This window comes from Enterobacter cloacae complex sp. P16RS2 (genome assembly GCF_014982155.1).
In the GTDB taxonomy this organism is placed as follows: Bacteria; Pseudomonadota; Gammaproteobacteria; order Enterobacterales; family Enterobacteriaceae; genus Enterobacter; species Enterobacter cloacae_M.
In genome coordinates this window covers 38,914-63,295 of record NZ_JADCKW010000010.1, presented here as the reverse complement: position 1 = coordinate 63,295, position 24,382 = coordinate 38,914, and the positions used below count along the sequence as shown (strand labels likewise).

Below are 24,382 nucleotides of genomic sequence, written 5' to 3'. Positions count from 1 at the left end.
GAATGAAAGTAACACTGCCAGAGTTTGAACGTGCTGGGGTAATGGTTGTTGGGGATGTGATGCTGGATCGCTACTGGTATGGGCCTACCAGCCGCATCTCTCCGGAAGCACCGGTACCGGTGGTTAAGGTCGACACCATTGAAGAGCGTCCCGGCGGCGCGGCAAACGTGGCGATGAACATTGCCTCTCTGGGCGCGCAGTCGCGTCTGGTGGGCCTGACCGGCATCGACGATGCGGCGCGCGCGCTGAGCAAGTCGCTGGCGGACGTGAACGTGAAGTGCGACTTCGTCTCTGTTCCGACCCACCCGACCATCACCAAGCTGCGCGTGCTGTCGCGCAACCAGCAGCTGATCCGCCTCGACTTTGAAGAAGGGTTCGAAGGCGTTGATCCTGAGCCGCTGCACGAGCGTATCAACCAGGCGCTGGGCAATATCGGCGCGCTGGTGCTGTCCGACTACGCCAAAGGCGCGCTGGCGAGCGTGAAGACGATGATTCAGCTGGCGCGTAAAGCCAACGTGCCGGTGCTGATCGACCCGAAAGGGACCGATTTTGAGCGCTATCGCGGCGCAACCCTGCTAACGCCAAACCTCTCCGAGTTTGAAGCGGTGGCGGGCAAGTGCAAAACCGAGGAAGAGCTGGTTGAGCGCGGCATGAAGATCATTGCTGACTTTGAGCTGTCCGCGCTGCTGGTCACCCGCTCCGAGCAGGGGATGACGCTGCTGCAGCCGGGCAAAGCGCCGCTGCATATGCCAACCCAGGCGCAGGAAGTGTACGATGTGACCGGTGCCGGTGATACGGTGATCGGCGTGCTGGCGGCGACGCTGGCAGCAGGAAACTCGCTGGAAGAGGCGTGCTACTTCGCTAACGCCGCGGCGGGCGTGGTCGTCGGTAAGCTCGGGACCTCAACCGTTTCGCCAATCGAGCTGGAAAACGCGGTGCGCGGTCGTGCGGATACCGGTTTTGGCGTCATGACCGAAGACGAGCTGAAGGTGGCCGTCGCCGCCGCGCGCAAGCGTGGTGAAAAAGTGGTGATGACCAACGGCGTGTTCGACATTCTGCACGCGGGCCACGTTTCGTATCTGGCGAACGCGCGCAAGCTGGGCGATCGCCTGATTGTGGCGGTTAACAGCGATGCATCGACGAAGCGCCTGAAGGGGGAAACGCGTCCGGTGAACCCGCTCGAGCAGCGCATGATTGTACTCGGCGCGCTGGAAGCCGTGGACTGGGTGGTGTCGTTTGAAGAAGATACCCCGCAGCGCCTGATTGCCGGTATTCTGCCGGATCTGTTGGTCAAGGGCGGGGATTACAAACCGGAGCAAATCGCGGGTAGTGAAGAGGTCTGGGCGAACGGCGGCGAGGTGATGGTGCTCAACTTTGAGGACGGGTGCTCAACCACCAACATCATCAAGAAGATCCAGAAGGACAGTCAGTAAAAAAACGGGCCAGTTGGCCCGTTTTTTATGTCGGGTGGCGGCTGCGCCTTACCCGACCTACGCGTAGTATATGTAGGCCCGGTAAGCGAAGCGCCACCGGGCGATACAACCAGCACTTACTCCTGGTCGTCCACCGGTGGAATAGCCGGTGCCGGCTTCACTTCTTCCGGCGCATTGCGGTTTTCCAGCTCGGTCAGACGCTGTTCCAGCAGCGCCAGCTTCTCGCGGGTGCGCAGCAGAACCTGGGTCTGCACGTCAAACTCTTCGCGGCTGACTAAATCAAGGCGAACCAACTGCGCCTGCAGCGTCTGGCGGATTTTCTTTTCTACGTCATCACCAAATTCACGAATGCCTTTTGGCATAGATTCATGAACCTGACGCGCGATCTGCTCAATTTTTTTCGGGTCAATCATTGGCGTTTCCCTTGATGGAAAAGTGTTAGTGTCCATTGTAGCGCGTCATGCCCGGGGTAAACAAAATTGTTTGATGCTTATGCATTGCCCAGGATAATCAATAGCGTTATAGTTATCTCGCTTATTCTCAGGGCGGGGCGAAATTCCCCACCGGCGGTAAATCAGCGTGACGCTGAAAGCCCGCGAGCGCTTTGGGTGAATACTCAAAGGTCAGCAGATCCGGTGTAATTCCGGGGCCGACGGTTAGAGTCCGGATGGGAGAGAGTAACGATCAAGTCGGGCATGGGCCCGCTCACGTTATCTTTTTGCCGCTTATACGGCGCTCCTAAGACTGCCCTGATTCTGGTAACCATAATGTTAATGAGGTTTTTTTACCATGAATCAGACGCTACTTTCCTCTTTTGGCACTTCAACTCAACGTGTTGAACATGCACTGGATGCACTGCGCGAAGGCCGCGGTGTGATGGTGCTTGACGATGAAAACCGTGAAAACGAAGGCGACATGATTTTCGCCGCCGAAAACATGACCGTTGAACAGATGGCGCTGACCATCCGTCACGGCAGCGGCATCGTATGCCTGTGTATTAATGAAGATCGTCGTAAGCAGCTCGATCTGCCGATGATGGTCGAAAACAACACCAGCGCCTTTGGTACCGGTTTTACCGTGACCATTGAAGCAGCGCATGGTGTGACCACCGGTGTGTCTGCGGCTGACCGTCTGACCACCGTACGTGCAGCGATTGCTGATGGTGCGAAACCATCCGATCTGCACCGTCCTGGCCACGTCTTCCCACTGCGTGCGCAGGCGGGCGGCGTGTTGACCCGCGGTGGTCATACCGAAGCGACGATCGACCTGGTGACTCTGGCTGGCTTCAAACCTGCTGGCGTGCTATGCGAACTGACCAACGATGATGGCACCATGGCGCGCGCGCCGGAGTGCATCACCTTTGCCCGCCTGCACAACATGCCGGTGGTCACGATTGAAGATCTGGTTGAGTATCGCCAGGCGCACGAGCGCAAAGCCAGCTGAAAATAAAAACGCCGGGAAGTCCCGGCGTTTTTTACCCGATTCCTGCGGTCTGCAGCAGAACCAGACTTAATCCCATCACCGACATTCCGCACAGCACGCCATAGCTGGGGTTGTTGTTAGGATCGATCTCCTTCGCCAGCGGCATCAGTTCATCCACCGAAAGCGCAACCATGATCCCGGCTACCGCGGCCATAATCGCCGCCATGACTACCGAAGAGACCAGGCTACCAAGGATCAGCCAGGCCAGTACGCCGCCAAGGATTTCGGCCATCCCGGAAATGCCCGCCCAGAACACCGCTGTGCGTTTCGATCCCGTTGCGGCATACACGGGTCCGGCGACGGCCAGTCCTTCAGGAATATTGTGTAAGGCGACCGCCAGCGCGATGCCAAAGCCCATCTCAAGATTGCTGCTGGCCGTCACGTAGGTAGCGACCCCTTCAGGGAAGTTGTGCAGGCTGATGCCAAGCGTTAACAGCACGGCGGTACGCTTGATATTGCGCGGCATAGGCGTCACGTTTTTCTGCATTAAATCCTGCGGATGCGCGTGCGGTAGCATCCGATCGAGGGCAAAGTATCCCAGCAGGCCAAAGACAAACATGCCGTAGCCCAGCAGCGGAGACATGCCTTCTGTGCCCAACGCGGCAGGCAGCATCTCCATCAGGGAGATCAGCAGCATGATCCCGGCAGCAAAGCCCAGTGAGAAGGCCAGTACGCGGTTAGAGGGCTTTTGGCCGAGCACGCCGAGGAGCGCACCGATGAAGGTCGCGGCGCCCGCCAGTATGGTCAGGATCAGGGGGACTGACATGCATTGCTCCTTTTGATAATGATTCTCATTAATATAAATGATTCATTTCTGGCAAAGCGAGGGTTAAAACCCGGCTTTACACATTCCTTACATTCAAATTTCCTGATGATGATCTTCACGCTTATCTGCGTTCATCTTTGCCGGATTGCGCGTAATGTAGCACCATTAAATTGACACCTTCTGTAAGGATATCACCATGACTTCTTCCCGTATGCCAGCCCTGTTTTTAGGCCACGGTAGCCCAATGAACGTTCTGGAAGACAACGTCTATACCCGCGCCTGGCATCATCTGGGCGAGACGTTGCCGCGTCCGAAAGCGATCGTGGTGGTGTCTGCGCACTGGTTTACCCGTGGGACAGGCGTGACCGCCATGGAAGCGCCAAAAACCATTCATGATTTTGGCGGCTTCCCGCAGGCGCTGTACGACACGCATTATCCGGCCCCCGGCTCGCCTGAGTTGGCGCAAAAGCTGGTAGAGTTGCTGGCACCTGTCCCTGTGACGCTGGATAAAGAAGCCTGGGGCTTTGACCATGGTTCCTGGGGCGTGCTGATTAAAATGTATCCTGACGCGGATATCCCGATGGTGCAGTTGAGCATCGACAGCACTAAACCTGCGGCCTGGCATCTTGAGATGGGGCGTAAGCTGGCAACCCTGCGTGATGAAGGCATCATGCTGGTGGCGAGCGGCAACGTTGTGCATAACCTGCGTACCGCACGCTGGCACGGTGAGAACACACCGTACCCGTGGGCAACCTCTTTTAACGACTACGTCAAAGCGAACCTGACCTGGCAAGGCCCGGCTGAGGAGCATCCGCTGGCGAACTATCTGGATCATGATGGCGGTTCGCTCTCTAACCCGACGCCGGAACACTTCCTGCCGCTGCTGTACGTTCTTGGCGCGTGGGATGGTCAGGAACCGGTGACGATCCCGGTCGACGGTATCGAGATGGGGAGTCTGAGTATGCTGTCGGTGCAGGTGGGATAATAAAAGCAAAACGGCAACCTCAGGTTGCCGTTTTTAGTTTTTGCACCCTCTCCCTGTGGGAGAAGGGCGGGGTGAGGGCATCAGGCTGCGGCCTATTCGACAAAAATGTGCGGATAAAACCGAGACAGATCCTGCGTGATCAGCGCGCGATCTTCGCGAATGCCAATCCCGACCGGCAGATCGTTAATGAGCCAGCTGCCAATCAGGGTATAGCTGTCGCCAAATTTCGGCAGCTGCCAGAACTCCTGGACGATCATCCCTTCTTCGCCGTATGGCCCTTCAACCGCTTCCAGCGTCTTGCCGTTTTCGATAATCGAGACGTTTGCCCCTTCGCGGGAGAAGATCGGCTTAACGACGTATTTCTCCATTTGCGGGTAATCATCTTCCGCAAAATAGGCTGGCAGCAGGTTCGGGTGGTTCGGGAACATCTCCCAGAGCATCGGCAGAAGGGCTTTGTTAGAGATGATGCTCTTCCATGCCGGCTCCAGCCAGCGCACGCCAGCATCTTCCAGCTTGGTGGAAAACATCTCGCGCAGCATGTATTCCCACGGGTATAGCTTGAACAGGTTGCTGATCACCTGGTCCTGCATATCCGTAAACTGACCTTTTTCACCCAGGCCGATATCCTCGATATAGAGGAACTCGGTCGCCACTTCCGCTTCGGCGGCGCAGTCCTGCAGATACTGAACCGTGCCACGGTCTTCTTCCGTGTCGCGGCAGCAGGCGAGATGGAGCAGGTTAAAGCCATGCTGTTCGCGCAGTTCGGCAAAACGCTCAATCAGCTTTTCCTGCAGGCTGTTAAACTGGTCGCTGCCTTCCGGCAGGTTTCCGGCATTGGCCTGGTCTTCCAGCCAGATCCACTGGAAGAACGCCGCTTCATACAGAGAGGTTGGCGTATCGGCGTTGTTTTCCAGCAGCTTAGGCTCGCCTTTGCCGTCCCACGCCAGATCCAGGCGAGAGTAAAGCGAAGGTTGATTCGTTTTCCACGACTGGCGCACAAAGCCCCAGGTGTGCTTCGGAATGCGGAACTTTGCCATCAGCTCGTCGCTGTCGATGACCTTTTCCACGACCTTCAGGCACATCTGGTGCAGCTCGGCCGTCACCTCTTCTAATTTTTCCACCTGGGCCAGCGTGAGCTTGTAATAGGCGTCTTCACACCAGTACGGCTCGCCGTACATGGTGTGGAAGTTAAAACCGTACTCGGTGGCTTTTTCGCGCCAGTCCGGGCGCTCGGTGATACTGACTCGTTCCATGATTAGCCGCCCATTGAGCGAGTAGAGGAGGTGCCTGTCGCACTGCGCTGCATGCTGGTCTGCTTCGCCACAGATTCACCAAACCCGCCGCGGGTGATGGTGCTGGTCGTCGCAGGCTTCGGCGCCATCGCCGTTTTCGGTACGGTCACGGTGCGGCCAGGGGTCGCTGCGCCGTAGCCTTTGCCGCTGGCATCGGTATATTGACCGTAAGCCGGGCTGGCCGGGTTTTTCGAGCTAAACAGCGGCTGCTGCTGGTAGCCCGCACCGCCGCCCATCAGGCGACCCATCATGTAGCCTGCCATCAGCGGCATCCAGAAGCTGCCGCTGGACTGCGCCTGCGCCTGATTTTCAGGTGCGGTGCCTGCCTGAGCCGGTGCCTGCTGGCACTGACCTTCACCAAACTCCGCCACGCAGTCTTCGCGTGAGGCATATTTCGGCGCGGTGCGTTCCGCTTCTTTCAGCGCGCTGGTGTAAGCCGTTTTACATTCAGCGGCTTTGCCGGTTGCGGCGGAGCAGTCGTCCGCGTTTTGATACAGCGAAACCGTTTCGTCATTTTTCTCACAGCCTGCCAGCATAAAGACAGCCGTGACCGCCAGCGCAACAGGGGTGAGGTGACGCGCGTTCCAGCTCTTACGGAACGAAGCGTGATTTATAAATTTTGTCCGTTTCATGTTTGTCTTCCAGGACCCAGTGGTAATAACGCTCAGGATAGAGGATGAGTGGTTGAAAATGAAGCGAAGAGGGGCGGAATCAGGGGGATCTTTACGTTGGCTTACGTTCGGATGTGATTCAGATGCGCCCTCTCCCTGTGGGAGAGGGCGGGGCGAGGGCATCAGGCCGCAGTGGACCTGATGACACTCTTAGTTACGGAACGGATTATTGCCTTTGCTGGCGGATGTAGTGGTACGCGCAGCGGCCGGCTGTGCCGCAGGGGTGTTGCTGTTAGCGTTGAAGTTATCAACCGCGGCAACCTGCTCCGGGTTCTCCGGTGCAACGCTGTCCGGAGAGGTGGAGACCGGTTTGCCCAGCGCGCTGTTCAGCATCTGCAGATCTTGCTCGTTCAGCGTACCCAAAGCCTGTTTGATGTTCAGCTGGTTAATCAGGTACTGGTAACGCGCGCTTGAGAGCTGCTGTTTCGCGTTGTACAGCGTGGTGGTCGCGTCGAGCACGTCCACGATAGTACGTGTACCGACCGAGTAGCCCGCTTCCATCGCATCCAGAGAGCTCTGTGCAGACACAACGGCCTGTTTATAGGCGTTGATGCTGCTGATCGAGGCGTTCACGTTGTTAAAGGAGGAACGTACGGTCTGCACCACGTTGCGGTGGGCGCTTTCCAGCTGCTCGCTCGCACCAACAAAGTTGTACTGTGCCTGTTTCACCTGAGAGTTGACCTGGCCGCCCTGGTACAGCGGCAGGGAGAAGCTCAGACCTACTTTGTTCTGACCCATATTGCTGTCGTCATACTGGGACGTATTGGTTTTAGAGCCGCTGTAGGTCGTATCAGAGACACCGGTAGACGCGCTCAGGCTCAGGGTTGGCAGATGGCCGTCCTGCGCCTGACGAATTTGCTCGCGGGCCAGGTCCTGGCTCAGACGCGCCTGCAGCAAACTCAGGTTGCGGTTTTCCGCCTCTTTCAGCAGGGCGTTAACGGCCTGCGGTTTATCCGTTTTGAAGCTGTCCACGTTCAGCGACGCCAGCTCAGGATAGTAATTCCCGGTGACCTGACGCAGGGATTCCAGCGCGTTGTCGAGGTTGTTACGCGCGGTCACTTCGTTAGCCAGCACGGTATCGTACTGTGAACGGGCGTTCTGCACGTCGGTGATCGCCACCAGGCCCACGTTGAAACGCTGGGTGGTTTGATCTAACTGGCGGTAAATCGCCTGTTTCTGCGCTTCGGTGTAGGAGAGTGCGTCAATCGCGCTCAGCACGTTGAAGTACGCCGTGGCAGTGTTCAGGATCAGCGTCTGCTGGTCGGTCTGATAGGTCACATCCTGAATACCCGCACTCTTTTCCTGCAGGGTCAGGGCGCGCCATTTGGACATATCAAACAGCGTCTGTGTCAATTGCAGTGAGGCGCTGGTAGCATTGGAGTTTACGCCGTTAGCGTCGCGGAAACCGTTACTGTAGGTATAATCTGCACCTAAACCTAACTGTGGCAGCAAGGGGCTACGCGCTTCGTTAATCTTTTCAAACGCAGCATCACGATCGGCCGCTGATTTACGTAAATCAGGGTTGCCCAGACGTGCCTGCTGGTAGACCTGTAACAGGTTTTCCGCCTGGCTCATTGCACTGAAGCCCGTCAGGCTCAGGCCGATAAGGATGGGGAGCAATTTCTTCATTTGCATTCCTTGTTGTGAAGCAGTATTAGCGCTGATCTAATTAAAAAATAATTGCCGATTCTAACAGAATCTTCCATACCAAAAGGTTGGCGTAACGTGCCATCTGGCGGTAATTTGCACCAATCTACCATATAGCCTTACAAACGGCAGCCAAACAGCCTTGAAATTCACAATTTCATCACCATTGCTACCAGGACTCGACTCATGCAAAAACCAGAAAAGTTGCCCGTGACATTCGCCAAAAACGATGTAGAAATTATTGCACGAGAAACGCTTTATAGCGGTTTTTTTTCAATGGATCTTTACCGTTTCAGGCATCGCCTGTTTAACGGGGAAATGAGCGGCGAAATCAGACGCGAAATTTTTGAGCGCGGGCATGCGGCAGTCTTGCTACCCTTTGACCCAGTGCGTGACGAAGTTGTGCTGGTGGAGCAGATCCGCATCGCCGCTTATGACGTCAGTGAGAGCCCGTGGCTGCTGGAGATGGTGGCCGGGATGATCGAAGAAGGTGAAACGGTTGAAGACGTCGCCCGGCGCGAGGCGCTGGAAGAGGCCGGACTGGTGGTGGGTCGCACCAAGCCGGTGCTGAGCTATCTGGCAAGCCCGGGCGGTACCAGCGAGCGCTTGTCCATTATGGTGGGCGAAGTGGACGCCACGACGGCGGAAGGGATCCACGGTCTGGCAGATGAAAACGAAGATATTCGGGTTCATGTGGTGAGCCGGGAACAGGCTTATCAGTGGGTAGAAGAGGGGAAAATCGACAACGCAGCGTCTGTCATCGCCCTGCAATGGCTACAGCTGCATTATCAGACATTACGAAACGAGTGGAAAAAATGAAGCGCTATACGCCTGACTTCCCAGAAATGATGCGCCTGTGCGAAACCAATTTCGCACAGCTGCGCCGCCTGCTGCCGCGAAACGACGCACCCGGCGAAACGGTAAGCTATCAGGTGAGCAACGCGCAGTATCGGTTAACGATAACAGAATCAACGCGCTACACTACGCTGGTGGAGATTGAGCAAACGGCACCCAGCATTAGCTACTGGAGCCTGCCGTCGATGACGGTGCGTCTCTATCACGACGCGATGGTCGCTGAAGTGTGTTCAAGCCAGCAGATCTTTCGCTTCAAGGCGCGGTATGATTACCCGAATAAAAAGTTGCATCAACGCGACGAAAAGCATCAAATTAACCAGTTTTTAGCCGACTGGCTAAGATATTGTTTAGCACATGGAGCAATGGCGATTCCGGTTTGTTAGCGTCATAAACCTACCTAAGGACACCATTTGGAAAGCCTGTTGAACCTGACTGTTGCTGGTGGGGCGCCAGTCAGGATATTACAAATCACCGATACCCACCTTTTTGCCGAAAAGCATGAGACGCTACTGGGGGTTAACACCTGGGAGAGTTATCAGGCGGTGCTTAGCGCCATTCACGCTGAAAACCGTGCATGCGATCTGATTGTCGCAACGGGCGATCTGGCGCAGGATCAGTCCTCCGCGGCCTACCAGCATTTTGCTGAAGGCATCGCGAGCTTTAGCGTGCCTTGCGTCTGGCTGCCAGGAAACCATGACTTTCAGCCCGCCATGTACAGTTCTCTCCAGGATGCGGGGATTTCTCCGGCGAAATGTGTTTTTGCGGGTGAACAGTGGCAGATCCTGCTGCTGGACAGCCAGGTGTTTGGCGTCCCGCACGGTGAGTTAAGCGAGTTTCAGCTCGACTGGCTTGAGACCAAACTGGCTGCTGAACCTGAACGCCATACGCTGCTGTTGCTGCATCATCATCCTCTTCCGGCGGGCTGCAGCTGGCTCGATCAGCACAGCCTGCGCAACTCCGCAGCGCTGGATCGCGTGCTGGCGAAGTTCCCGCGGGTGAAAAATCTGCTGTGTGGGCATATTCACCAGGAACAGGATCTCGACTGGAACGGACGCCGCATGCTGGCGACGCCATCGACCTGCGTTCAGTTTAAGCCGCACTGCGCCAACTTTACGCTGGATACCATCGCGCCAGGCTGGCGCTGGCTGGAACTGCATGCCGACGGCACGCTGACCACGGAAGTCTGCCGTTTGACCGGTGCAAAATTCCGCCCGGATACCGCTTCAGAAGGCTATTGATGTCTACGCTCCTTTACCTGCACGGGTTCAACAGCTCGCCGCGCTCCGCAAAAGCGACACAGTTTCGCCAGTGGCTGAGCGAGCATCACCCCGACGTTGAGATGATTATCCCGCAGCTGCCGCCTTACCCGGCAGAGGCCGCGGAGATGCTGGAATCTATTGTGCTTGCGCACGGCGGCGAAACCTTCGGTGTGGTCGGTTCATCCCTGGGCGGGTACTACGCCATCTGGCTCTCACAATGCTTCATGCTGCCCGCCGTTGTGGTTAATCCGGCGGTTCGGCCATTTGAGCTGCTGAGGGACTTTCTTGGCGAAAACGAGAACCCCTACACCGGGCAGCAATATGTGCTAGAGTCACGCCATATTTACGATCTCAAAGTTATGCAGGTCGACCCGCTTGAGGCGCCGGATCTCATCTGGCTGCTGCAACAGACGGGTGATGAAGTGCTGGATTACCGCCAGGCAGTGGCGTATTACGCCTCCTGCCGCCAGACTATAGAAGAGGGCGGAAACCATGCTTTCACGGGCTTTGAGAATCATTTCACCCAGATTGTCGATTTTCTTGGACTGCACAGCCACTGACAATCAATGCGAATTGCTAGTTTAAATCATGACGCAAACCTATAACGCTGGTGCCATTGAGGTCCTCACCGGGCTTGAGCCGGTTCGCCGCCGCCCGGGGATGTACACCGATACGACGCGCCCAAACCATCTGGGCCAGGAAGTTATTGATAACAGTGTGGACGAAGCGCTGGCGGGCCATGCCAAACGCGTCGACGTTATCCTGCACGCCGATCAGTCGCTGGAAGTCATCGACGACGGGCGCGGCATGCCGGTGGATATCCACCCGGAAGAGGGCGTGCCTGCCGTTGAGCTGATCCTCTGTCGTCTGCACGCGGGCGGTAAGTTCTCCAACAAGAACTACCAGTTCTCCGGTGGTCTGCACGGCGTGGGCATTTCCGTCGTGAACGCCCTGTCCAAACGCGTGGAAGTGAACGTCCGCCGCGACGGCCAGGTCTATAACATCGCGTTTGAAAACGGCGATAAGGTGCAGGATCTGCAGGTTGTCGGCACGTGCGGCAAACGCAACACCGGCACCAGCGTCCACTTCTGGCCTGACGAAAGCTTCTTCGACAGCCCGCGTTTTTCCGTTTCTCGCCTGACGCACCTGCTGAAAGCCAAAGCGGTGCTGTGTCCGGGCGTGGAAATCACCTTTACCGATCACGTTAACAATACCGCACAAACCTGGTGCTACGCCGACGGTCTGAACGACTACCTGTGCGAAGCGGTAAACGGCCTGCCGACGCTGCCGGAAAAACCGTTTGTCGGTAACTTTAGCGGCGATACCGAAGCGGTGGACTGGGCGCTGCTGTGGCTGCCGGAAGGCGGCGAGCTGCTGACGGAAAGCTACGTCAACCTGATCCCGACCATGCTCGGCGGTACGCACGTCAACGGCCTGCGTCAGGGGCTGCTGGACGCGATGCGTGAGTTCTGCGAATACCGCAATATTCTGCCACGCGGCGTGAAGCTGTCGGCGGAAGATATCTGGGATCGCTGCGCCTACGTGCTCTCCGTGAAGATGCAGGATCCGCAGTTTGCTGGTCAGACCAAAGAGCGCCTGTCGTCACGTCAGTGTGCGGCGTTCGTTTCCGGCGTGGTGAAAGATGCGTTTACCCTGTGGCTGAACCAGAACGTGCAGGCGGCAGAGATGCTGGCCGAAATGGCCATTTCCAGCGCCCAGCGTCGTCTGCGTGCCGCGAAGAAAGTGGTGCGTAAAAAGCTGACCAGCGGCCCTGCGCTGCCGGGCAAGCTGGCGGACTGTACCGCGCAGGATCTCAACCGTACTGAGCTGTTCCTCGTGGAAGGGGACTCGGCGGGCGGATCGGCCAAGCAGGCGCGCGATCGTGAATATCAGGCGATCATGCCGCTCAAGGGTAAGATCCTGAATACCTGGGAGGTCTCATCTGATGAAGTGCTGGCCTCGCAGGAAGTGCACGATATCTCGGTAGCGATCGGTATCGATCCGGACAGCGACGATCTGAGCCAGCTGCGCTACGGCAAGATCTGTATCCTCGCGGATGCGGACTCCGATGGTCTGCACATCGCCACGCTGCTGTGCGCGCTCTTCGTGAAGCATTTCAAAACGCTGGTGAAAAACGGTCACGTCCACGTGGCGCTGCCGCCGCTGTACCGTATCGACCTTGGCAAAGAGGTTTACTACGCGCTGACGGAAGAAGAGAAAGCGGGCGTGCTGGAACAGCTGAAGCGCAAGAAGGGCAAACCGAACGTACAGCGCTTTAAAGGGCTGGGCGAGATGAACCCGATGCAGCTTCGCGAAACGACGCTGGATCCGAACACGCGCCGTCTGGTGCAGCTGACGATCAGCGACGAAGACGAACAGCAAACCAACGCCATGATGGATATGCTCCTTGCCAAGAAACGTTCGGAAGACCGACGCAACTGGCTGCAGGAGAAAGGCGATATGGCGGATATTGAGGCCTGATGCCCTCACCCTAACCCTCTCCCACAGGGAGAGGGAATGGATCGTAGGCCCGGTAAGCGTTAGCGCCACCGGGCTTTTTTACGTCAAAACTCCATCTTCACCGTCAACTGCACTTCGCGCGGATCGCCAATCTGGTTGCCCAGGTTGTTGGTCGCAATGGACGACGTGTAGTAGGTCTTATCAAACAGATTTTTCACGTTCACCTGCAGCGTCACCGGATACTGTAGCTTCATTTTGTACGCCGCAAACGCATCCGCCACGAAATAGCCCGGCAGATAATAATCCGCGCCGTTGGTTGCGGAACGACGGCTTACGCCGTGCCCGCCGCCGCCCAGCGTCAGGGTATTCCCGGCAAACGCATTGTGAATATCGTAGGTCAGGAACAGGGAGCCGGTATGGCGCGGCACGTTTGGCAGCGGTTTGCCCGCATAGTCCGGGTCTTCCAGCACCTTCGCGTCGGTATAGCCGTAGCTGGCGATAATGTTGGTGTTCTCGGTCAGCGAGCCGGCAAGATCCACTTCCACGCCCTGCGAGCGCACGCGGCCCGCGGTTTTGGCGACGGTTTCATCACCAATGCTTTCGGTGTACAGCACGTTGCGCTTGTGGATATCAAACAGCGCGATATTGGCAGTAATGCCGTCGAACAGGTCAAACTTAGCGCCGATTTCATACGCGTTAGACGTTTCCGGCGGCAGGTCGCCGATGTAGCTCGCAATGGACGACTGCGGCATAAACGTCTGGGAATAGTTGGCAAACAGCGAGACCGCTGGGGTGAGCTTATAAACAAGACCCAGCTTCGGCGTCCACTGGTCGTCGCGGCTGTCGGTGTTCACGTTAAACGGACGGCCTTTCCCCGCATACTGGGTGTAATACTGATAGCGCATCCCGGCGACGGCGATCCACTTATCGGTCAGGTACAGCGCGTCCTGCGCGTAGGCGGAGTAGCTCTCCTGCTTGATGGTTTGATCGCTGTCGGATGCCGAGACGGTGGTGCACTTGCCGAGGCTGCCGTAGCTCGGGTTGTAAATATTGAAATCCTTAACGTTCTTACAGCGGATCATGTCCGTACGCAGCAGATCGTAATTCTCATACGACACGCCGGTCAGGATCTCATTGTAAAAGCCCGCGATGTCCACGTTTCCCTGTAGATCCGCGCGCGTCGTGTGCATACGCTGGGTCGAGCCCTGGGTCGCATCCACGCGGCGGGTCAGGTTGCCGGTTTTTGAATCGTAGGCCATCACGCGGGCCTGGTTATCGCTGTATTTATCCTGGCTGTAGCTGTAGTCGAACTTCGCGGTCCACTGGCTGTTGAGGCGATACTCCGCGTTGAGCTGAGCGAGATCGGACTGGCCGTCGGTCACGTTAAACGGTTCGTCGAAGCGGGTTTTACGATCGACGTCGACGGCTTTTTTAGTGTTGAGATCGAAGATCGTTCCGCGATCGAACGGCGTTTTATAGTCGCGATGCGAATAGAGCACGGTCACAGTGGCATCGTCGCCGAACCAGGTCAGCGACGGGGCGATAAAGGTGCTGCGTTCGTTGCCGAAATTACGCCAGTAATCCTCGTCCTGATATTCGCCCGTCAGGCGATACGCCAGACGCGTGCCGTCAATCGGGCCGGTAACATCAACCTGTCCGGTGCCGCCGCCAAAGCTGGACGAGGTAGCGGAAAGTGAGCCGCCGAAGGTCTTCTCCGGGCGTTTGGTGACGACGTTGATCAGGCCGCCGGGGTCGAGAATACCGTATAGGGTCGAGGCCGGGCCTTTCAGCACCTCCACGCGCTCGGTTGCGGCATTAAAGCTGCGCGGCAGCACGGTGCGCAGGCCGTTGGTCATGATCGAGCCGTCGCGGTTCGCGCCAAATCCGCGGCGCACGAAGGCATCCTGCGTACCGCCCAGGGTGTTGGTCTGCACCACGTTGCTGACGTTATAGAGCGCTTCATCCAGCGTGGTGGCATGCTGATCCTCCAGCACTTTATCGCTGACGGTATTGACCACCTGCGGGATGTCCAGCATCGGCATGTTGGTTAACGTCGCGGTGGAGGTATTCAACGGCTGATAGCCACTCGTGGCCTCCGCCGTCGTATTTGGCTCGGCGGTGACGGTAAGCGTTTCGCCGTCTTTAGTCGCGGTGTTATCTGCTGCCTGCACCAGCGGCGCTATGAACAGCAGTGAAAAGAGCGCGCGCCCTTTTACCCCAGAGAGTGAAGGTGTGAACGTAGCCATTACATCTGTTATCCCGAAATATTCCGCGAATGCGTTCGCGGCAAACTGTGTGAGTCATTGCCCTTTACGATCTGTCCGTTAGCCACGGCGGGCATCGGACATGTAATTGAGAATCATTCAATCATGCGCGAATGTAGTAGTAAATGGAAAAAAGCAAAAATCGGCTACAACGTTTAGCCGGGCGTATAAGCGCAGCGGGATAATTATTAACTTATTGAATTAAATGCTTTTGAAAGTCCTTTTTTGTTCATTTCCCTTCAGGCTTATCCCTGGTTTTATCAGGGTGTTTCTTCTCTTGACTACTACATGGCGCAGCGTCAAACTCTCAAAAGAGAATGATTTTTATTTATATTTGTTGCGCTTTTTTATTACGTTGGCATTCACGTGGCTCACAACACAAAAAAACCGGGACTGGTTCTGGAGAACCTCTCTGCGGGCTATCAGAAAAAAATCATCGTTGATGATATCTCCCTTGCGATCCCACAGCAGAAAATGACGGTGCTGGTAGGGGCGAACGGCTGCGGAAAATCCACGCTGCTGAGCACCATTGCGCGTTTGCTTCAGCCGCTTGGCGGCGCGGCAGTTCTCGACGGCAAGGCGATCCACGAGCAGCCGACCAAAGCCGTCGCCCGCGAGCTGGGTATCCTGCCGCAGTCTCCGCTGCTGCCGGAAGGGTTAACCGTCTTTGAGCTGGTCTCGCGCGGGCGTTTTCCCTGGCAAAACTTTATGCGCCAGTGGAGCGACGAGGACGAGCTGGCGGTGGAAGAGGCCCTGCGTCTGACCGGAACGGCGGAGTTTGCCCATATGCCGGTGGAAAGCTTATCCGGCGGCCAGCGTCAGCGCTGCTGGATCGCCATGGCGCTGGCGCAGCAAACGCCGTATATCCTGCTTGACGAGCCCACGACGTACCTCGATCTTCGCTATCAGGTGGAGATCCTGGAACTGCTGCACACCCTGACCCGCCAGCACGGACGTACCGTCGTGGTGGTGCTGCACGATCTCAACTTCGCCGTGAACTACGGCGATTCGCTGGTCTTTTTACGCCAGGGGAAAGTTGAAGGCGTATTGCATGAGGGCGATGCCTGCACGCCGGAGCTGATCAAAGCGGTGTTTGATGTCGACGTGCATATGTCCATAAATCCGTTGACCGGCAAGCCGTTCTTTATGCCGTTTCGCCAGAGCACCGTTCAGCCATGATGCGCTCCTCTCTGGCCTTTCCGATCTTCGCACTGCTGCTGGCGCTGGGCGCGATTATGCACCTGGGCATCGGCGCACGCTTCATCGCCCCGCAGACGGTGGTGGAGGCATTCTTCCATTTCGATCCGCGCAATTTCGACCATAACGTCATTATCAAATTAAGACTGCTGCGCCTCTGCGCCGCGATGGTGACGGGCGCCTCGCTCGGCGTGGCGGGCGTGCTGTTGCAATCCGTGATCCGCAACCCGCTCGGCGAGCCGCATATTCTGGGGCTCAACGCCGGGGCCGCGCTGGCGGTCGTGATTACCAGCGCGCTTGGGCTGTCGCTGCCGTTTGGTCGCCCGCTCGTTGCCGCCGCCGGTGCCGCCGCGCTGTTTTTGCTGGTGCTGATGTTCTCCTCGTCCGGTCGCACCGGGCTTACGCCGATGAAGGTCACGCTGTGCGGCGTGGCGATGTCGGCGTTTGCCTCGTCGATTACCGCCGCGGTGTTAATCCTCGATGAACAGACGCTGCTCGCCATGCGCACCTGGCTGGCAGGGGACCTGGCCGGGATCAACGTGCAGACGCTCCGGAGCGCCCTTTGGGCCGCAGCAGCCGGTTTTGTTCTCGCCATCGGTCTGTCGCCCTCGCTCAACATGCTTGCGCTGGGAGACCGAATGGCGCAGGGGCTTGGCGTGTCGCTGCTGAAAACCCGCCTGCTCGCCCTGCTGGCCATCGCGCTGCTCTGCGGTGCGGCCGTCTCAATTGCCGGGCCGATTGGCTTTATCGGCCTGGTCGTGCCGCAGCTCATTCGCCGTCTGGTGTCGGTCGATTTACGCGTGATGGTGCCGCTGTCAGCCCTGTGCGGCGCGCTGGTTCTGCTGCTGGCGGATATCGCCGCCCGCACGCTGTTTACGCCCTGGGAGCTGGCAACCGGCATCATGACGGCCCTGGTCGGCGCACCCGTATTCATCTTTATGGCGTCGAGGATGTTCAAATGAACCGGGCCGGATTCCGCGCGATCCGTATTGGCCGTGTATCGGCGCTGGTTCGCCCGCGGGCGCTGGCGTGCCTGACGCTTTTGGCGCTGGTGGCGTTAAGCCTGCTGGGCTTTGGCCTGACGCACGGATCTCTTCCTGTTCCCACCTCCGCCATCGGGCGCGCGCTGTTTTCTCCTGAGAGTCTGACGGCAGAGACGCGCTACATCGTGATGGATATCCGCCTGCCGCGCCTGCTGATGGCGGTGCTGTGCGGCGCGATGCTCGGCATGGCGGGGGCGGCAATGCAGTCCATCACCCGCAATGGTCTGGCCGATCCCGGGCTTATCGGCGTGAAGGAGGGCTGTAGCGCGGCGGTACTGCTGCTGATTTTTCAGTTCCCGGCGCTGGGCCTGGCCTGGCGTCCGCTGGTCGGCATGGCCGGAGGGCTGCTTACCGTGCTGCTGGTTATCGCCCTGGCGCGCGATATCTCGCGCCCGCGGTTCATCCTGATCGGCATCGGCGTGTCGTGGGCGTTTGCCGCCGCAATGGGCGTCTTTATCACCACCGCCGACGTGCGGGACGTGCAGACGGCGATGCTATGGCTGGCGGGAAGCCTGCATGCGGCAAACTGGACGCTGGTGGGGTTAGCCGCGCTCTGGGCTGCCCCCGCGTTTGCGCTGCTGCTTTTTACCGCACGGGCTGCGGACGTGGCGTTGCTCGGCAATCAGGCCGCAGCGGGCCTTGGCGTTCGCATAACCCGGCTGGCGCTGCTGCGGGTTCTCGCCCCGGTGGTGCTGACGGCGGCCTGCGTCTCGTGCGTGGGCAGTATAGGTTTCGTGGGGCTTATTGCCCCGCATATGGCGCGCCTGCTGCTGCGCGGTGGGCAAACCGCGCTCCTGACTGGAAGCGCCGTGCTGGGCGCGCTGCTGGTGCTGCTGGCGGATAACGTCGGACGTCTGGCGTTTCTCCCGCTGCAGCTGCCGGCGGGAATTGTGATTTCATTGATTGGCGGACCGTTTTTCCTGCTGCTGCTCTGGCAGCGTCGGGACAGATTTTAGGGGACTAGGATGCGCGTAGTGTTTTCGATGCTGTTGCTGGTGGGGTTCGCGGTGGGGGCGGCGGAGCCGACGCAGACGTTTACTGACGATCTGAACCGAAAAGTGGTGGTGCCGGTTCATCCGAAACGGATTGTCTCTTTACACGATCTGGATATCACCATTCCGCTGATTGAGCTTGGCGTGCCGCCGGTGGCAAGCCATGGCCGCACGCGGCCGGACGGCAGCCACTTTCTGCGCTCCAGCGGCATGTTGACCGGCGTCGACTTCGATAATTCCGACATTAAATTTATCGGTACGGCCGATATCGACATTGAAGCCATCGCCGCCGCAAAGCCTGACCTGATCGTTACCGAGCCGACCCGCAACACCCCGGTGGAACAGCTGGCGAAAATTGCTCCGACGGTGAGCATCGATCATCTCGACGGCGGCGCGCCGGAGATCTACCGCAAGCTGGCTCAGCTGACGGGAACGCAGGCGCGGCTTAAGGTTCTGGAGCGGCGCTATCAGGAGCAGATTAAGGCGCTGAAGGCGACTATTGATACCCGCAAGGTGACCGTGTCCGTGATTCAGGCGAATCAGGGAAAGATTAACGCCATGCACAGCTACCACTCGCTGGGCCGCGTGCTGCGCGACGCCGGGTTCACCTTCCCGCCGCTGATTGAGAGCATCCCGGAAGGAGGGCGCATCGACGTCAGCGCCGAGCGTCTGCCGGAGCTGGATGCCGATTTCGTCTTCGCCACCTGGCGCGGGGATACGGGCGGTAAACCGCAGGACGAGCTGACGGCGATGAATGCGGTCATGCCGGGCTGGTGTCAGTTCCTGAATGCCTGCCGAACCGGGCATTACGTACTGATCTCGCGTGAAGAGGCCATCTCGAATTCGTACGCCTCGTTAGGGCTGATGGCCGCGCAGGTACAGTCGCAGATTGCCGGACGTCCGCTGCCGGAGGCGACACGGTGATCCGCAAAGAGAAAGGGCGCGTGGATGTCTATGGCGACCGCTTTCGCGCGCGCGCGCATCAGCTGACGCCGCGTCTGCTGCAGGTTGCACGCTATATTCATGACAACCGAGAAGCGGTGATGGAACAGACCGCAATGGAGATCGCGACGCTGTTGAAAACCTCAGACGCCACGGTGGTCCGCGCCATTCAGGCGCTGGGTTTCGCCGGGCTGCGCGATCTCAAGCAAACGCTGGAGCAGTGGTTTGGTCCGGTGGTCACCTCCAGCGAAAAGATGTCCACCACAGTGAATACGCTCGCCAGCGACGTCAACGCGAGCATTGATTTCGTGCTGGAGGGGCATCAACACACCTGCGAAGTGTTATCCGAACCCCACAACCGCTACGCGATGGCCCAGGCCGTCTCGCTGCTGGCGCAGGCGAGGCAGGTCGCCATATTTGGCATTGGCGCCTCCGGCATTCTGGCCGAGTACACCGCCAGGCTGTTCAGCCGCATGGGGTTACCCGCCACGCCGCTTAACCGTACCGGCATAGGGCTTGCCGAGCAGCTTATTGCGCTTCAGCGCGGCGACGTGCTGGTGATGATGGCGCAGAAATCCGCGCACCGGGAGGGGCAAACCACGCTGCGTGAAGCAAAACGGCTGGGCATTCCAACCATCCTGCTGACCAATGCCCTCGATTCGCGCTTCAGCAAGGAGGCCAGCGTGGTGATCCACGTTCCGCGCGGCGGCGAAAAAGGCAAAATCCCGCTCCACGGCACGGTGCTGCTGTGTCTGGAGATGATTATTTTATCCGTGGCTTCCACCGAGCCGCAGCGCACCATCAAGTCGATGAAGCGCATCAACGAGTTACATCGTGGGTTAAAACCGGGGAAGAAAAGCAGCTGATTTCCCCGGCTCGCGGATCACGCCTTAGGAATACGCAGCGTCTGGCCAGGATAGATTTTATCCGGGCTGGAGAGCATCGGGCGGTTAGCCTCAAAAATCTTATTGTACTTGTTGGCATCGCCGTAGACGGTTTTGGAGATAGCGCTCAGGGTATCGCCGGATTTCACCGTGTAGTAGGTGGCTTCATCTTTGGCATCGGTCGCGGTGATGTTGTTCTCCACCTCGCTGACGCCGGCGATGTTCCCGACGGCGACCTGGATTTTTTCTTTCTGCTCCTGGGTCAGCCCGTCACCCGTCACGCTGGCTTTGCCGTCGGTAACGTTGACCTGAACCTTATCTGAACCGGGAATATTGAGTTTTTTGAGATGCTCGGTGATTTTGTCGCTCTGGCCTTTATGATCGGTCAGGTTATCCCATAGCTTTTCGCCTGCTTCTTTCACGAAGTTAAAAAGACCCATTCCATCCTCCTGTTAATCATGAAGTCAGAATAAGCATAGCAGTTGAGTTTTAAGCTGATAAAAAACCCGGTAGCGCTGACGCTCACCGGGCCTGGATCTGTTCTCCCTCTCCCGGTGGGAGAGGGCGGGGTGGGGGGAAACTTAAACCCCTTGCTCCAGAATGCGGATGTGGGTTTCCAGCACGTCACCCTTCACCGCGTCACTCCACGCTTTCATGTGAGGGGTCTGCAGGTGCGCTTCAAGATGCGCGACGGTTTCCCACTGCTCAACCATAATGATTGAGTCTGGCGCGGTCGCCTGGAAGCTGGCGTCAGTGGCGGCATCCACCATCGGCGCGTAGCCGTGGCAGCCTTCTTCTTTCAGTACGGTCGGGATAATTTTCACGAACTGATCCAGCACCGCCTGACGGTGATGTTGACCTGGACGAGTACGGATTTCTGCGATTACGGTAAGCATGTTTACTACTCCTTTAATTCCAGGCTACCAGTTAAGCAAAAATTTTCGCGAGATGCTTGCGATATTCTGCGATATAGCTCGGGACGTCAGGCATTTTAATCACGTCGTTGACGATAAAGGTCGGCAGCGGATCCATGCCCAGGAACTGGTTAGCCTTGTGGAACGGCAGGTACGCGCCGTCGACGCCCACGCCTTCGAAGAACTGATCTTTATCGGTGAAGGCTTCCAGCGGGGCGTTCCAGGTCAGCGAGAGCATATATTTTTTGCCCTGAATCAGGCCGCCCGAGCCGTATTTTTTGGAGGCGTCAGAGCGGGTGCGGCCATCGCTGGCATACAGTGAGCCATGACCTTCGGTGAACACGTCGTCCATGTATTTTTTTACGGTCCACGGCGCGCCCATCCACCAGCCTGGCATCTGCCAGATCACCACGTCAGCCCACAGGAAGTTCTGCACTTCGGCCTTCACGTCATAATTGCTGTCTGCACGCACGACCTTAACATCATGCCCGGCGTCGCGCAGGAAACCGTCCGCGACCTCGGTCAGGGTGTCATTCAGCTGGCCTTTAGAATGCGCAAATTCTTTTGCACCGTTGATAATCAGGATATTGCTCATTATTTGTCCTCGATGATAAGATTATGGCCAGTATTCTACGCGCGAGGACGGTGCGGTAAAATGAGCAAAATGTGCAAAGTCTTTTGCGTTAAACGCAATAATCCCTACCAGTTGACCTTCACTTCAAAACCGCCTTCAGGCGCATTGCTCAGCGAAACGCGCATCCCGTGCAGGGCGGCGATGCGTTTTACTATGGATAACCCCAGCCCGCTGCCCGTGGCATCCTGACCCGGCGGACGATAAAAGCGCTCGCCGACGCGCGCCAGCGCGTCAGGTGAAATGCCTGGGCCGTTGTCGCGCACGGTAAAGCTACGCGCGTCCAGCGTCACGTCCACCACGCTGCCGCGCGGACTGTAGCGAATCGCGTTATCCAGCAGGTTGCGCACCAGCAGGCTCATGAGGAGCTGCTGGCCCGTGCGTGTAACCTCTGGTGCATGGATGTTCAGGCGAATATCAATGCCCGCCTGCTGCGCCGGATGCCAGATATCCAGCACGGCTGACTGCAGTAAGTCGGCCAGGGGAATCGGTTCGACATCGTCAAGGTTATCCAGCGAGTCCAGGCGCGACAGCGTGAGAAGTTGATCCACCAGCCGGGAAGCGCGGTCGATGCCAGCATGTAGCTGCGAAAGGGCTTTGGACTGCGCCTCGGGATCGTCCTGATACAGCTGCGCCACGTCAGTTTGCACCTTCAGGGCCGCCAGCGGGCTGCGTAGCTCGTGGGCGGCATCGGACGTAAAGCGGCGCTCGCGGGTCATCATCTCCTGGGTGCGCGCGAAGAGATGATTCAGCGCGTCGAGCAGGGGACGCACTTCCGTAGGAAGGCCCTCCGTCGGCAGTTTATCGGTGGCATCCGGCGAGCGGGAGCGCAGGGTCTGCGCCAGCTTTTTCAGCGGCTTCAGCTCCCGACTCAGGAGGACGATCAACAGCAGCAACATCACGGGCAGCGCCACCAGCCAGGGGGTCAGCTGCGAGCTGACCACGTCCAGCGCCATCTCCTGGCGGTACTCCCACTCCTGGCCGACCACCACGCGGTATTTTCCGTCAGGTGAGGTCAGCCATAAAAAACGCCACTCGTCGTTGTCGCTCTGTAGTTGCCCGTTATCGAACCCGTCGCGGCGATAGTGGTACGGAATATTGCGTCCGTTTTCACCGTCGTTGAGGAGCATTTTGCCGTCGACGGCGTAAATGGCGAAAGCCAGCGCGTCGTCGTCCAGACGACCGTGCTTCACTTTTTTCGGGATCTCGCGCATGCGTTCGGGGGCGCGGATCTCGTCCAGATCCATCGTCAGCAGTCGTTTAGCAAACAGCATTTGCTGGGTATCGAACAGCTTGTCGAGCTTGTGGGTCGTCTGCTGCCAGGCGACCAGGCTGGCGGCAAACCAGGCCGTCAGAGAGAGCAGCAGGAAGAGAAGCGTCAGGCGCAGCTTCAGGCTCAGGCGTTGCGTCAGTTTCATGCTTTACCCAGGGTGTAGCCGATGCCGTGCACGGTGCGGATAAACTCGCTCCCGAGCTTGCGGCGCAAATGATGGACGTGAACCTCGATGGCGTTGCTGGAGACGTCGTCGTCCCAGGTATAGAGTTTTTCCTCGATCAGCTTTCGCGGCAGCACCCGACCGGCGTTACGCATTAACAGCTCCAGCAGCGCGAACTCTTTCGGCTTGAGCGTCAGCGGCTCACCGTCCAGCGTGGCGATGAGACGGGTCGGATCGAGCGTGACCTTCCCGTGACGCAGCTCGCTACGCGCCTGGCCGTGGCTGCGGCGGACCAGCGCTTCGAGGCGGGCACCCACTTCGATCAGCGCGAACGGCTTACAGAGATAATCATCCGCCCCAAGACGCAGCCCCTCGACGCGCTGGTTCAGCGCATCCCGCGCCGTCAGAATTAATACCGGCTCGCTGCGCCCGCTTTCGCGCCACGCGCGCAGAATGTCCAGACCGTCATTTTCCGGCAGCGTCAGATCCAGCACCACGGCATCATAGGGTGCAGAGGAGAGCGCGGCCTGGCCTGTTTTACCGTCGGTAAACCAGTCCACGCTAAAGCCCATTTTGCTCAACCCCGCCTTGATACCGTCGCCGATTAACCTGTCGTCTTCTACCAGTAAAATACGCATGTTCCCTCCTTGATGCCGTCAGTAAACCCTCTGTAAGCGCCTGCTGTACAGCAATAATAAATAAATTTTTCCCTTAAGAAGTTGTTAAGGATTACCCTGTTAAATGGATTGCGAAACGACATTAAAGGGAGAGATGAAAATGAAAAAATTCGCTGCAATTGCTGCCATCATGATGATGACCACCGCGCCGGTCTTTGCTGCTCAGGGCGGTTTTACTGGCCCATCGGCCACACAGACCCAGACGCAAACTCAGCAGGGCGGTTTTGTCGATAACAACGCCAACCTCACCACCGCGGCAAAAGTGAAAGACCTGAAGGACGATGCCTGGGTGAAGCTGCGCGGGAACATTACCGAGCGCCTGTCCGATGACCGCTACACCTTCCGCGATGAGTCCGGCGCGGTCGTAGTTGAGATTGACCACAAGCGCTGGAACGGCGTGACCGTCACTCCGCAGGATAAAGTTGAACTGCAGGGTAAAGTCGATAAAGACTGGAACGAGTTTGAAATCGACGTGAAGCAGGTTATTAAGCTGAACAAATAACCCGAAAAGGGCCGCCTGTGCGGCCCTTTTTCTTTGTGACTCAATTCATC

At 57.9% G+C, this 24,382-nt stretch carries 25 protein-coding genes and 1 riboswitch; of the genes, 14 read left to right on the top strand and 11 right to left on the bottom strand.

All coding sequences use genetic code 11. The features are described from left to right. Positions 1-2 precede the first annotated feature (2 nt). A complete protein-coding gene (gene hldE / locus INF68_RS07325) occupies positions 3-1,433 on the top strand; it encodes a bifunctional D-glycero-beta-D-manno-heptose-7-phosphate kinase/D-glycero-beta-D-manno-heptose 1-phosphate adenylyltransferase HldE (protein WP_029740691.1) in 1,431 nt (476 codons plus the stop codon). Positions 1,434-1,549: 116 nt separating this feature from the next. Here hldE and ubiK read toward each other — a convergent pair whose 3' ends face one another. After that, positions 1,550-1,846 carry a ubiquinone biosynthesis accessory factor UbiK gene (gene ubiK / locus INF68_RS07320; protein WP_014071796.1) on the bottom strand — a complete coding sequence of 99 codons (297 nt, stop codon included), beginning with the start codon at positions 1,844-1,846 and terminating at the stop codon, positions 1,550-1,552. A gap of 119 nt (positions 1,847-1,965) precedes the next feature. Continuing rightward, positions 1,966-2,116: riboswitch (FMN riboswitch) on the top strand. A gap of 106 nt (positions 2,117-2,222) precedes the next feature. Here ubiK and ribB point away from each other — a divergent pair. Beyond that, entirely contained in the window at positions 2,223-2,876 is a 654-nt protein-coding gene (gene ribB, locus INF68_RS07315) for a 3,4-dihydroxy-2-butanone-4-phosphate synthase (protein ID WP_023309208.1), read from the top strand. A gap of 31 nt (positions 2,877-2,907) precedes the next feature. Here the strand turns inward: ribB and zupT are convergent, their stop codons facing one another. Continuing rightward, positions 2,908-3,681, bottom strand: a complete 774-nt coding sequence (gene zupT / locus INF68_RS07310; RefSeq protein WP_126785774.1) for a zinc transporter ZupT — start codon at positions 3,679-3,681, stop codon at positions 2,908-2,910. Positions 3,682-3,877: 196 nt separating this feature from the next. On the opposite strand from zupT, the gene ygiD reads away from it, so the two are divergent. After that, positions 3,878-4,666: a 4,5-DOPA dioxygenase extradiol gene (ygiD, locus tag INF68_RS07305; RefSeq protein WP_126785775.1), complete on the top strand. Its 789-nt coding sequence runs from the start codon at positions 3,878-3,880 to the stop codon at positions 4,664-4,666. A 92-nt stretch (positions 4,667-4,758) separates the two neighbouring features. Here ygiD and INF68_RS07300 read toward each other — a convergent pair whose 3' ends face one another. The 3 genes from INF68_RS07300 to tolC all read right to left on the bottom strand — a co-directional run bounded on the left by INF68_RS07300 (position 4,759) and on the right by tolC (position 8,258). Beyond that, positions 4,759-5,919, bottom strand: a complete 1,161-nt coding sequence (locus tag INF68_RS07300; RefSeq protein WP_126785776.1) for a glutathionylspermidine synthase family protein — start codon at positions 5,917-5,919, stop codon at positions 4,759-4,761. Positions 5,920-5,921: 2 nt separating this feature from the next. After that, a complete protein-coding gene (locus tag INF68_RS07295) occupies positions 5,922-6,590 on the bottom strand; it encodes a DUF1190 family protein (RefSeq protein WP_126785777.1) in 669 nt (222 codons plus the stop codon). Between the two features lie 189 nt (positions 6,591-6,779). After that, on the bottom strand, positions 6,780-8,258 hold the full coding sequence (tolC, locus tag INF68_RS07290; RefSeq protein WP_032659905.1) for an outer membrane channel protein TolC: 1,479 nt from the start codon (positions 8,256-8,258) through the stop codon (positions 6,780-6,782). Positions 8,259-8,462: 204 nt separating this feature from the next. Between tolC and nudF the strand changes: the two genes are divergently transcribed. From nudF to parE, 5 genes are read left to right on the top strand one after another with little or no spacing between them, the layout of a single operon-like run. Continuing rightward, complete coding sequence (nudF, locus tag INF68_RS07285; RefSeq protein WP_008502974.1) at positions 8,463-9,095, top strand: ADP-ribose diphosphatase; 633 nt, start codon at positions 8,463-8,465, stop codon at positions 9,093-9,095. Beyond that, positions 9,092-9,514: a DUF1249 family protein gene (locus tag INF68_RS07280; RefSeq protein ID WP_003862516.1), complete on the top strand. Its 423-nt coding sequence runs from the start codon at positions 9,092-9,094 to the stop codon at positions 9,512-9,514. Before nudF ends, INF68_RS07280 begins: the two co-directional genes overlap by 4 nt. Before the next feature lie 27 nt (positions 9,515-9,541). Next, the gene (gene cpdA / locus INF68_RS07275; RefSeq protein ID WP_024906493.1) at positions 9,542-10,369 is read left to right on the top strand and encodes a 3',5'-cyclic-AMP phosphodiesterase; all 828 of its coding nucleotides are present in this window, start codon (positions 9,542-9,544) and stop codon (positions 10,367-10,369) included. Beyond that, the gene (gene yqiA / locus INF68_RS07270; protein WP_193525296.1) at positions 10,369-10,950 is read left to right on the top strand and encodes an esterase YqiA; all 582 of its coding nucleotides are present in this window, start codon (positions 10,369-10,371) and stop codon (positions 10,948-10,950) included. The genes cpdA and yqiA overlap by 1 nt, the downstream gene beginning before the upstream one ends. 28 nt (positions 10,951-10,978) lie before the next feature. Then, a complete protein-coding gene (gene parE / locus INF68_RS07265; RefSeq protein WP_193525295.1) occupies positions 10,979-12,871 on the top strand; it encodes a DNA topoisomerase IV subunit B in 1,893 nt (630 codons plus the stop codon). 83 nt (positions 12,872-12,954) lie between these two features. On the opposite strand, the gene INF68_RS07260 is transcribed toward parE, so the two are convergent. Continuing rightward, on the bottom strand, positions 12,955-15,096 hold the full coding sequence (locus INF68_RS07260; protein ID WP_126785778.1) for a TonB-dependent siderophore receptor: 2,142 nt from the start codon (positions 15,094-15,096) through the stop codon (positions 12,955-12,957). A 384-nt stretch (positions 15,097-15,480) separates the two neighbouring features. Here INF68_RS07260 and INF68_RS07255 point away from each other — a divergent pair, with 384 nt between their 5' ends. The 5 genes from INF68_RS07255 to INF68_RS07235 are packed head-to-tail and all read left to right on the top strand — an operon-like array spanning position 15,481 to position 20,154. Then, complete coding sequence (locus tag INF68_RS07255; RefSeq protein ID WP_126785779.1) at positions 15,481-16,293, top strand: ABC transporter ATP-binding protein; 813 nt, start codon at positions 15,481-15,483, stop codon at positions 16,291-16,293. Then, positions 16,290-17,273 carry an iron ABC transporter permease gene (locus INF68_RS07250; protein ID WP_126785780.1) on the top strand — a complete coding sequence of 328 codons (984 nt, stop codon included), beginning with the start codon at positions 16,290-16,292 and terminating at the stop codon, positions 17,271-17,273. Before INF68_RS07255 ends, INF68_RS07250 begins: the two co-directional genes overlap by 4 nt. Next, on the top strand, positions 17,270-18,310 hold the full coding sequence (locus INF68_RS07245; RefSeq protein ID WP_126785781.1) for an iron ABC transporter permease: 1,041 nt from the start codon (positions 17,270-17,272) through the stop codon (positions 18,308-18,310). The genes INF68_RS07250 and INF68_RS07245 overlap by 4 nt, the downstream gene beginning before the upstream one ends. A 9-nt stretch (positions 18,311-18,319) precedes the next feature. Further along, positions 18,320-19,270, top strand: coding sequence for an iron-siderophore ABC transporter substrate-binding protein (locus INF68_RS07240; protein WP_126785782.1), 951 nt, complete (start codon positions 18,320-18,322; stop codon positions 19,268-19,270). Beyond that, positions 19,267-20,154, top strand: a complete 888-nt coding sequence (locus INF68_RS07235) for a MurR/RpiR family transcriptional regulator (protein ID WP_023309195.1) — start codon at positions 19,267-19,269, stop codon at positions 20,152-20,154. The genes INF68_RS07240 and INF68_RS07235 overlap by 4 nt, the downstream gene beginning before the upstream one ends. Before the next feature lie 17 nt (positions 20,155-20,171). Here INF68_RS07235 and lysM read toward each other — a convergent pair whose 3' ends face one another. From lysM to qseB, 5 genes are all read right to left on the bottom strand, one after another. Beyond that, a complete protein-coding gene (gene lysM / locus INF68_RS07230; protein WP_023309194.1) occupies positions 20,172-20,612 on the bottom strand; it encodes a peptidoglycan-binding protein LysM in 441 nt (146 codons plus the stop codon). Positions 20,613-20,753: 141 nt separating this feature from the next. Continuing rightward, the gene (locus tag INF68_RS07225) at positions 20,754-21,068 is read right to left on the bottom strand and encodes a putative quinol monooxygenase (protein WP_023309193.1); all 315 of its coding nucleotides are present in this window, start codon (positions 21,066-21,068) and stop codon (positions 20,754-20,756) included. Positions 21,069-21,099: 31 nt separating this feature from the next. Next, on the bottom strand, positions 21,100-21,681 hold the full coding sequence (locus INF68_RS07220) for an NAD(P)H-dependent oxidoreductase (protein ID WP_023309192.1): 582 nt from the start codon (positions 21,679-21,681) through the stop codon (positions 21,100-21,102). A 104-nt stretch (positions 21,682-21,785) separates the two neighbouring features. Further along, positions 21,786-23,135 (bottom strand): quorum sensing histidine kinase QseC, encoded by a 1,350-nt coding sequence (qseC, locus tag INF68_RS07215; protein WP_126785783.1) that lies wholly within the window; start codon positions 23,133-23,135, stop codon positions 21,786-21,788. Then, positions 23,132-23,791 (bottom strand): quorum sensing response regulator transcription factor QseB, encoded by a 660-nt coding sequence (gene qseB / locus INF68_RS07210; RefSeq protein WP_193525294.1) that lies wholly within the window; start codon positions 23,789-23,791, stop codon positions 23,132-23,134. The genes qseC and qseB overlap by 4 nt, the downstream gene beginning before the upstream one ends. A 139-nt stretch (positions 23,792-23,930) precedes the next feature. On the opposite strand from qseB, the gene INF68_RS07205 reads away from it, so the two are divergent. Then, positions 23,931-24,332 (top strand): YgiW/YdeI family stress tolerance OB fold protein, encoded by a 402-nt coding sequence (locus INF68_RS07205; RefSeq protein ID WP_193525293.1) that lies wholly within the window; start codon positions 23,931-23,933, stop codon positions 24,330-24,332. Positions 24,333-24,382 lie beyond the last annotated feature (50 nt).

Excerpts from the sequence above, each read along its gene's own strand:
- INF68_RS07260 (WP_126785778.1), bottom strand. The coding sequence starts at position 15,096 with ATGGCTACGTTCACACCTTCACTCTCTGGGGTAAAAGGGCGCGCGCTC.
- INF68_RS07300 (WP_126785776.1), bottom strand. The coding sequence starts at position 5,919 with ATGGAACGAGTCAGTATCACCGAGCGCCCGGACTGGCGCGAAAAAGCC.
- INF68_RS07250 (WP_126785780.1), top strand. The coding sequence starts at position 16,290 with ATGATGCGCTCCTCTCTGGCCTTTCCGATCTTCGCACTGCTGCTGGCG.
- hldE (WP_029740691.1), top strand. The coding sequence starts at position 3 with ATGAAAGTAACACTGCCAGAGTTTGAACGTGCTGGGGTAATGGTTGTT.
- INF68_RS07240 (WP_126785782.1), top strand. The coding sequence starts at position 18,320 with ATGCGCGTAGTGTTTTCGATGCTGTTGCTGGTGGGGTTCGCGGTGGGG.
- ribB (WP_023309208.1), top strand. The coding sequence starts at position 2,223 with ATGAATCAGACGCTACTTTCCTCTTTTGGCACTTCAACTCAACGTGTT.
- nudF (WP_008502974.1), top strand. The coding sequence starts at position 8,463 with ATGCAAAAACCAGAAAAGTTGCCCGTGACATTCGCCAAAAACGATGTA.
- INF68_RS07205 (WP_193525293.1), top strand. The coding sequence starts at position 23,931 with ATGAAAAAATTCGCTGCAATTGCTGCCATCATGATGATGACCACCGCG.
- INF68_RS07225 (WP_023309193.1), bottom strand. The coding sequence starts at position 21,068 with ATGCTTACCGTAATCGCAGAAATCCGTACTCGTCCAGGTCAACATCAC.
- yqiA (WP_193525296.1), top strand. The coding sequence starts at position 10,369 with ATGTCTACGCTCCTTTACCTGCACGGGTTCAACAGCTCGCCGCGCTCC.
- qseC (WP_126785783.1), bottom strand. The coding sequence starts at position 23,135 with ATGAAACTGACGCAACGCCTGAGCCTGAAGCTGCGCCTGACGCTTCTC.
- ygiD (WP_126785775.1), top strand. The coding sequence starts at position 3,878 with ATGACTTCTTCCCGTATGCCAGCCCTGTTTTTAGGCCACGGTAGCCCA.
- INF68_RS07280 (WP_003862516.1), top strand. The coding sequence starts at position 9,092 with ATGAAGCGCTATACGCCTGACTTCCCAGAAATGATGCGCCTGTGCGAA.
- INF68_RS07295 (WP_126785777.1), bottom strand. The coding sequence starts at position 6,590 with ATGAAACGGACAAAATTTATAAATCACGCTTCGTTCCGTAAGAGCTGG.
- parE (WP_193525295.1), top strand. The coding sequence starts at position 10,979 with ATGACGCAAACCTATAACGCTGGTGCCATTGAGGTCCTCACCGGGCTT.
- tolC (WP_032659905.1), bottom strand. The coding sequence starts at position 8,258 with ATGAAGAAATTGCTCCCCATCCTTATCGGCCTGAGCCTGACGGGCTTC.
- qseB (WP_193525294.1), bottom strand. The coding sequence starts at position 23,791 with ATGCGTATTTTACTGGTAGAAGACGACAGGTTAATCGGCGACGGTATC.
- lysM (WP_023309194.1), bottom strand. The coding sequence starts at position 20,612 with ATGGGTCTTTTTAACTTCGTGAAAGAAGCAGGCGAAAAGCTATGGGAT.
- INF68_RS07220 (WP_023309192.1), bottom strand. The coding sequence starts at position 21,681 with ATGAGCAATATCCTGATTATCAACGGTGCAAAAGAATTTGCGCATTCT.
- zupT (WP_126785774.1), bottom strand. The coding sequence starts at position 3,681 with ATGTCAGTCCCCCTGATCCTGACCATACTGGCGGGCGCCGCGACCTTC.
- INF68_RS07245 (WP_126785781.1), top strand. The coding sequence starts at position 17,270 with ATGAACCGGGCCGGATTCCGCGCGATCCGTATTGGCCGTGTATCGGCG.
- ubiK (WP_014071796.1), bottom strand. The coding sequence starts at position 1,846 with ATGATTGACCCGAAAAAAATTGAGCAGATCGCGCGTCAGGTTCATGAA.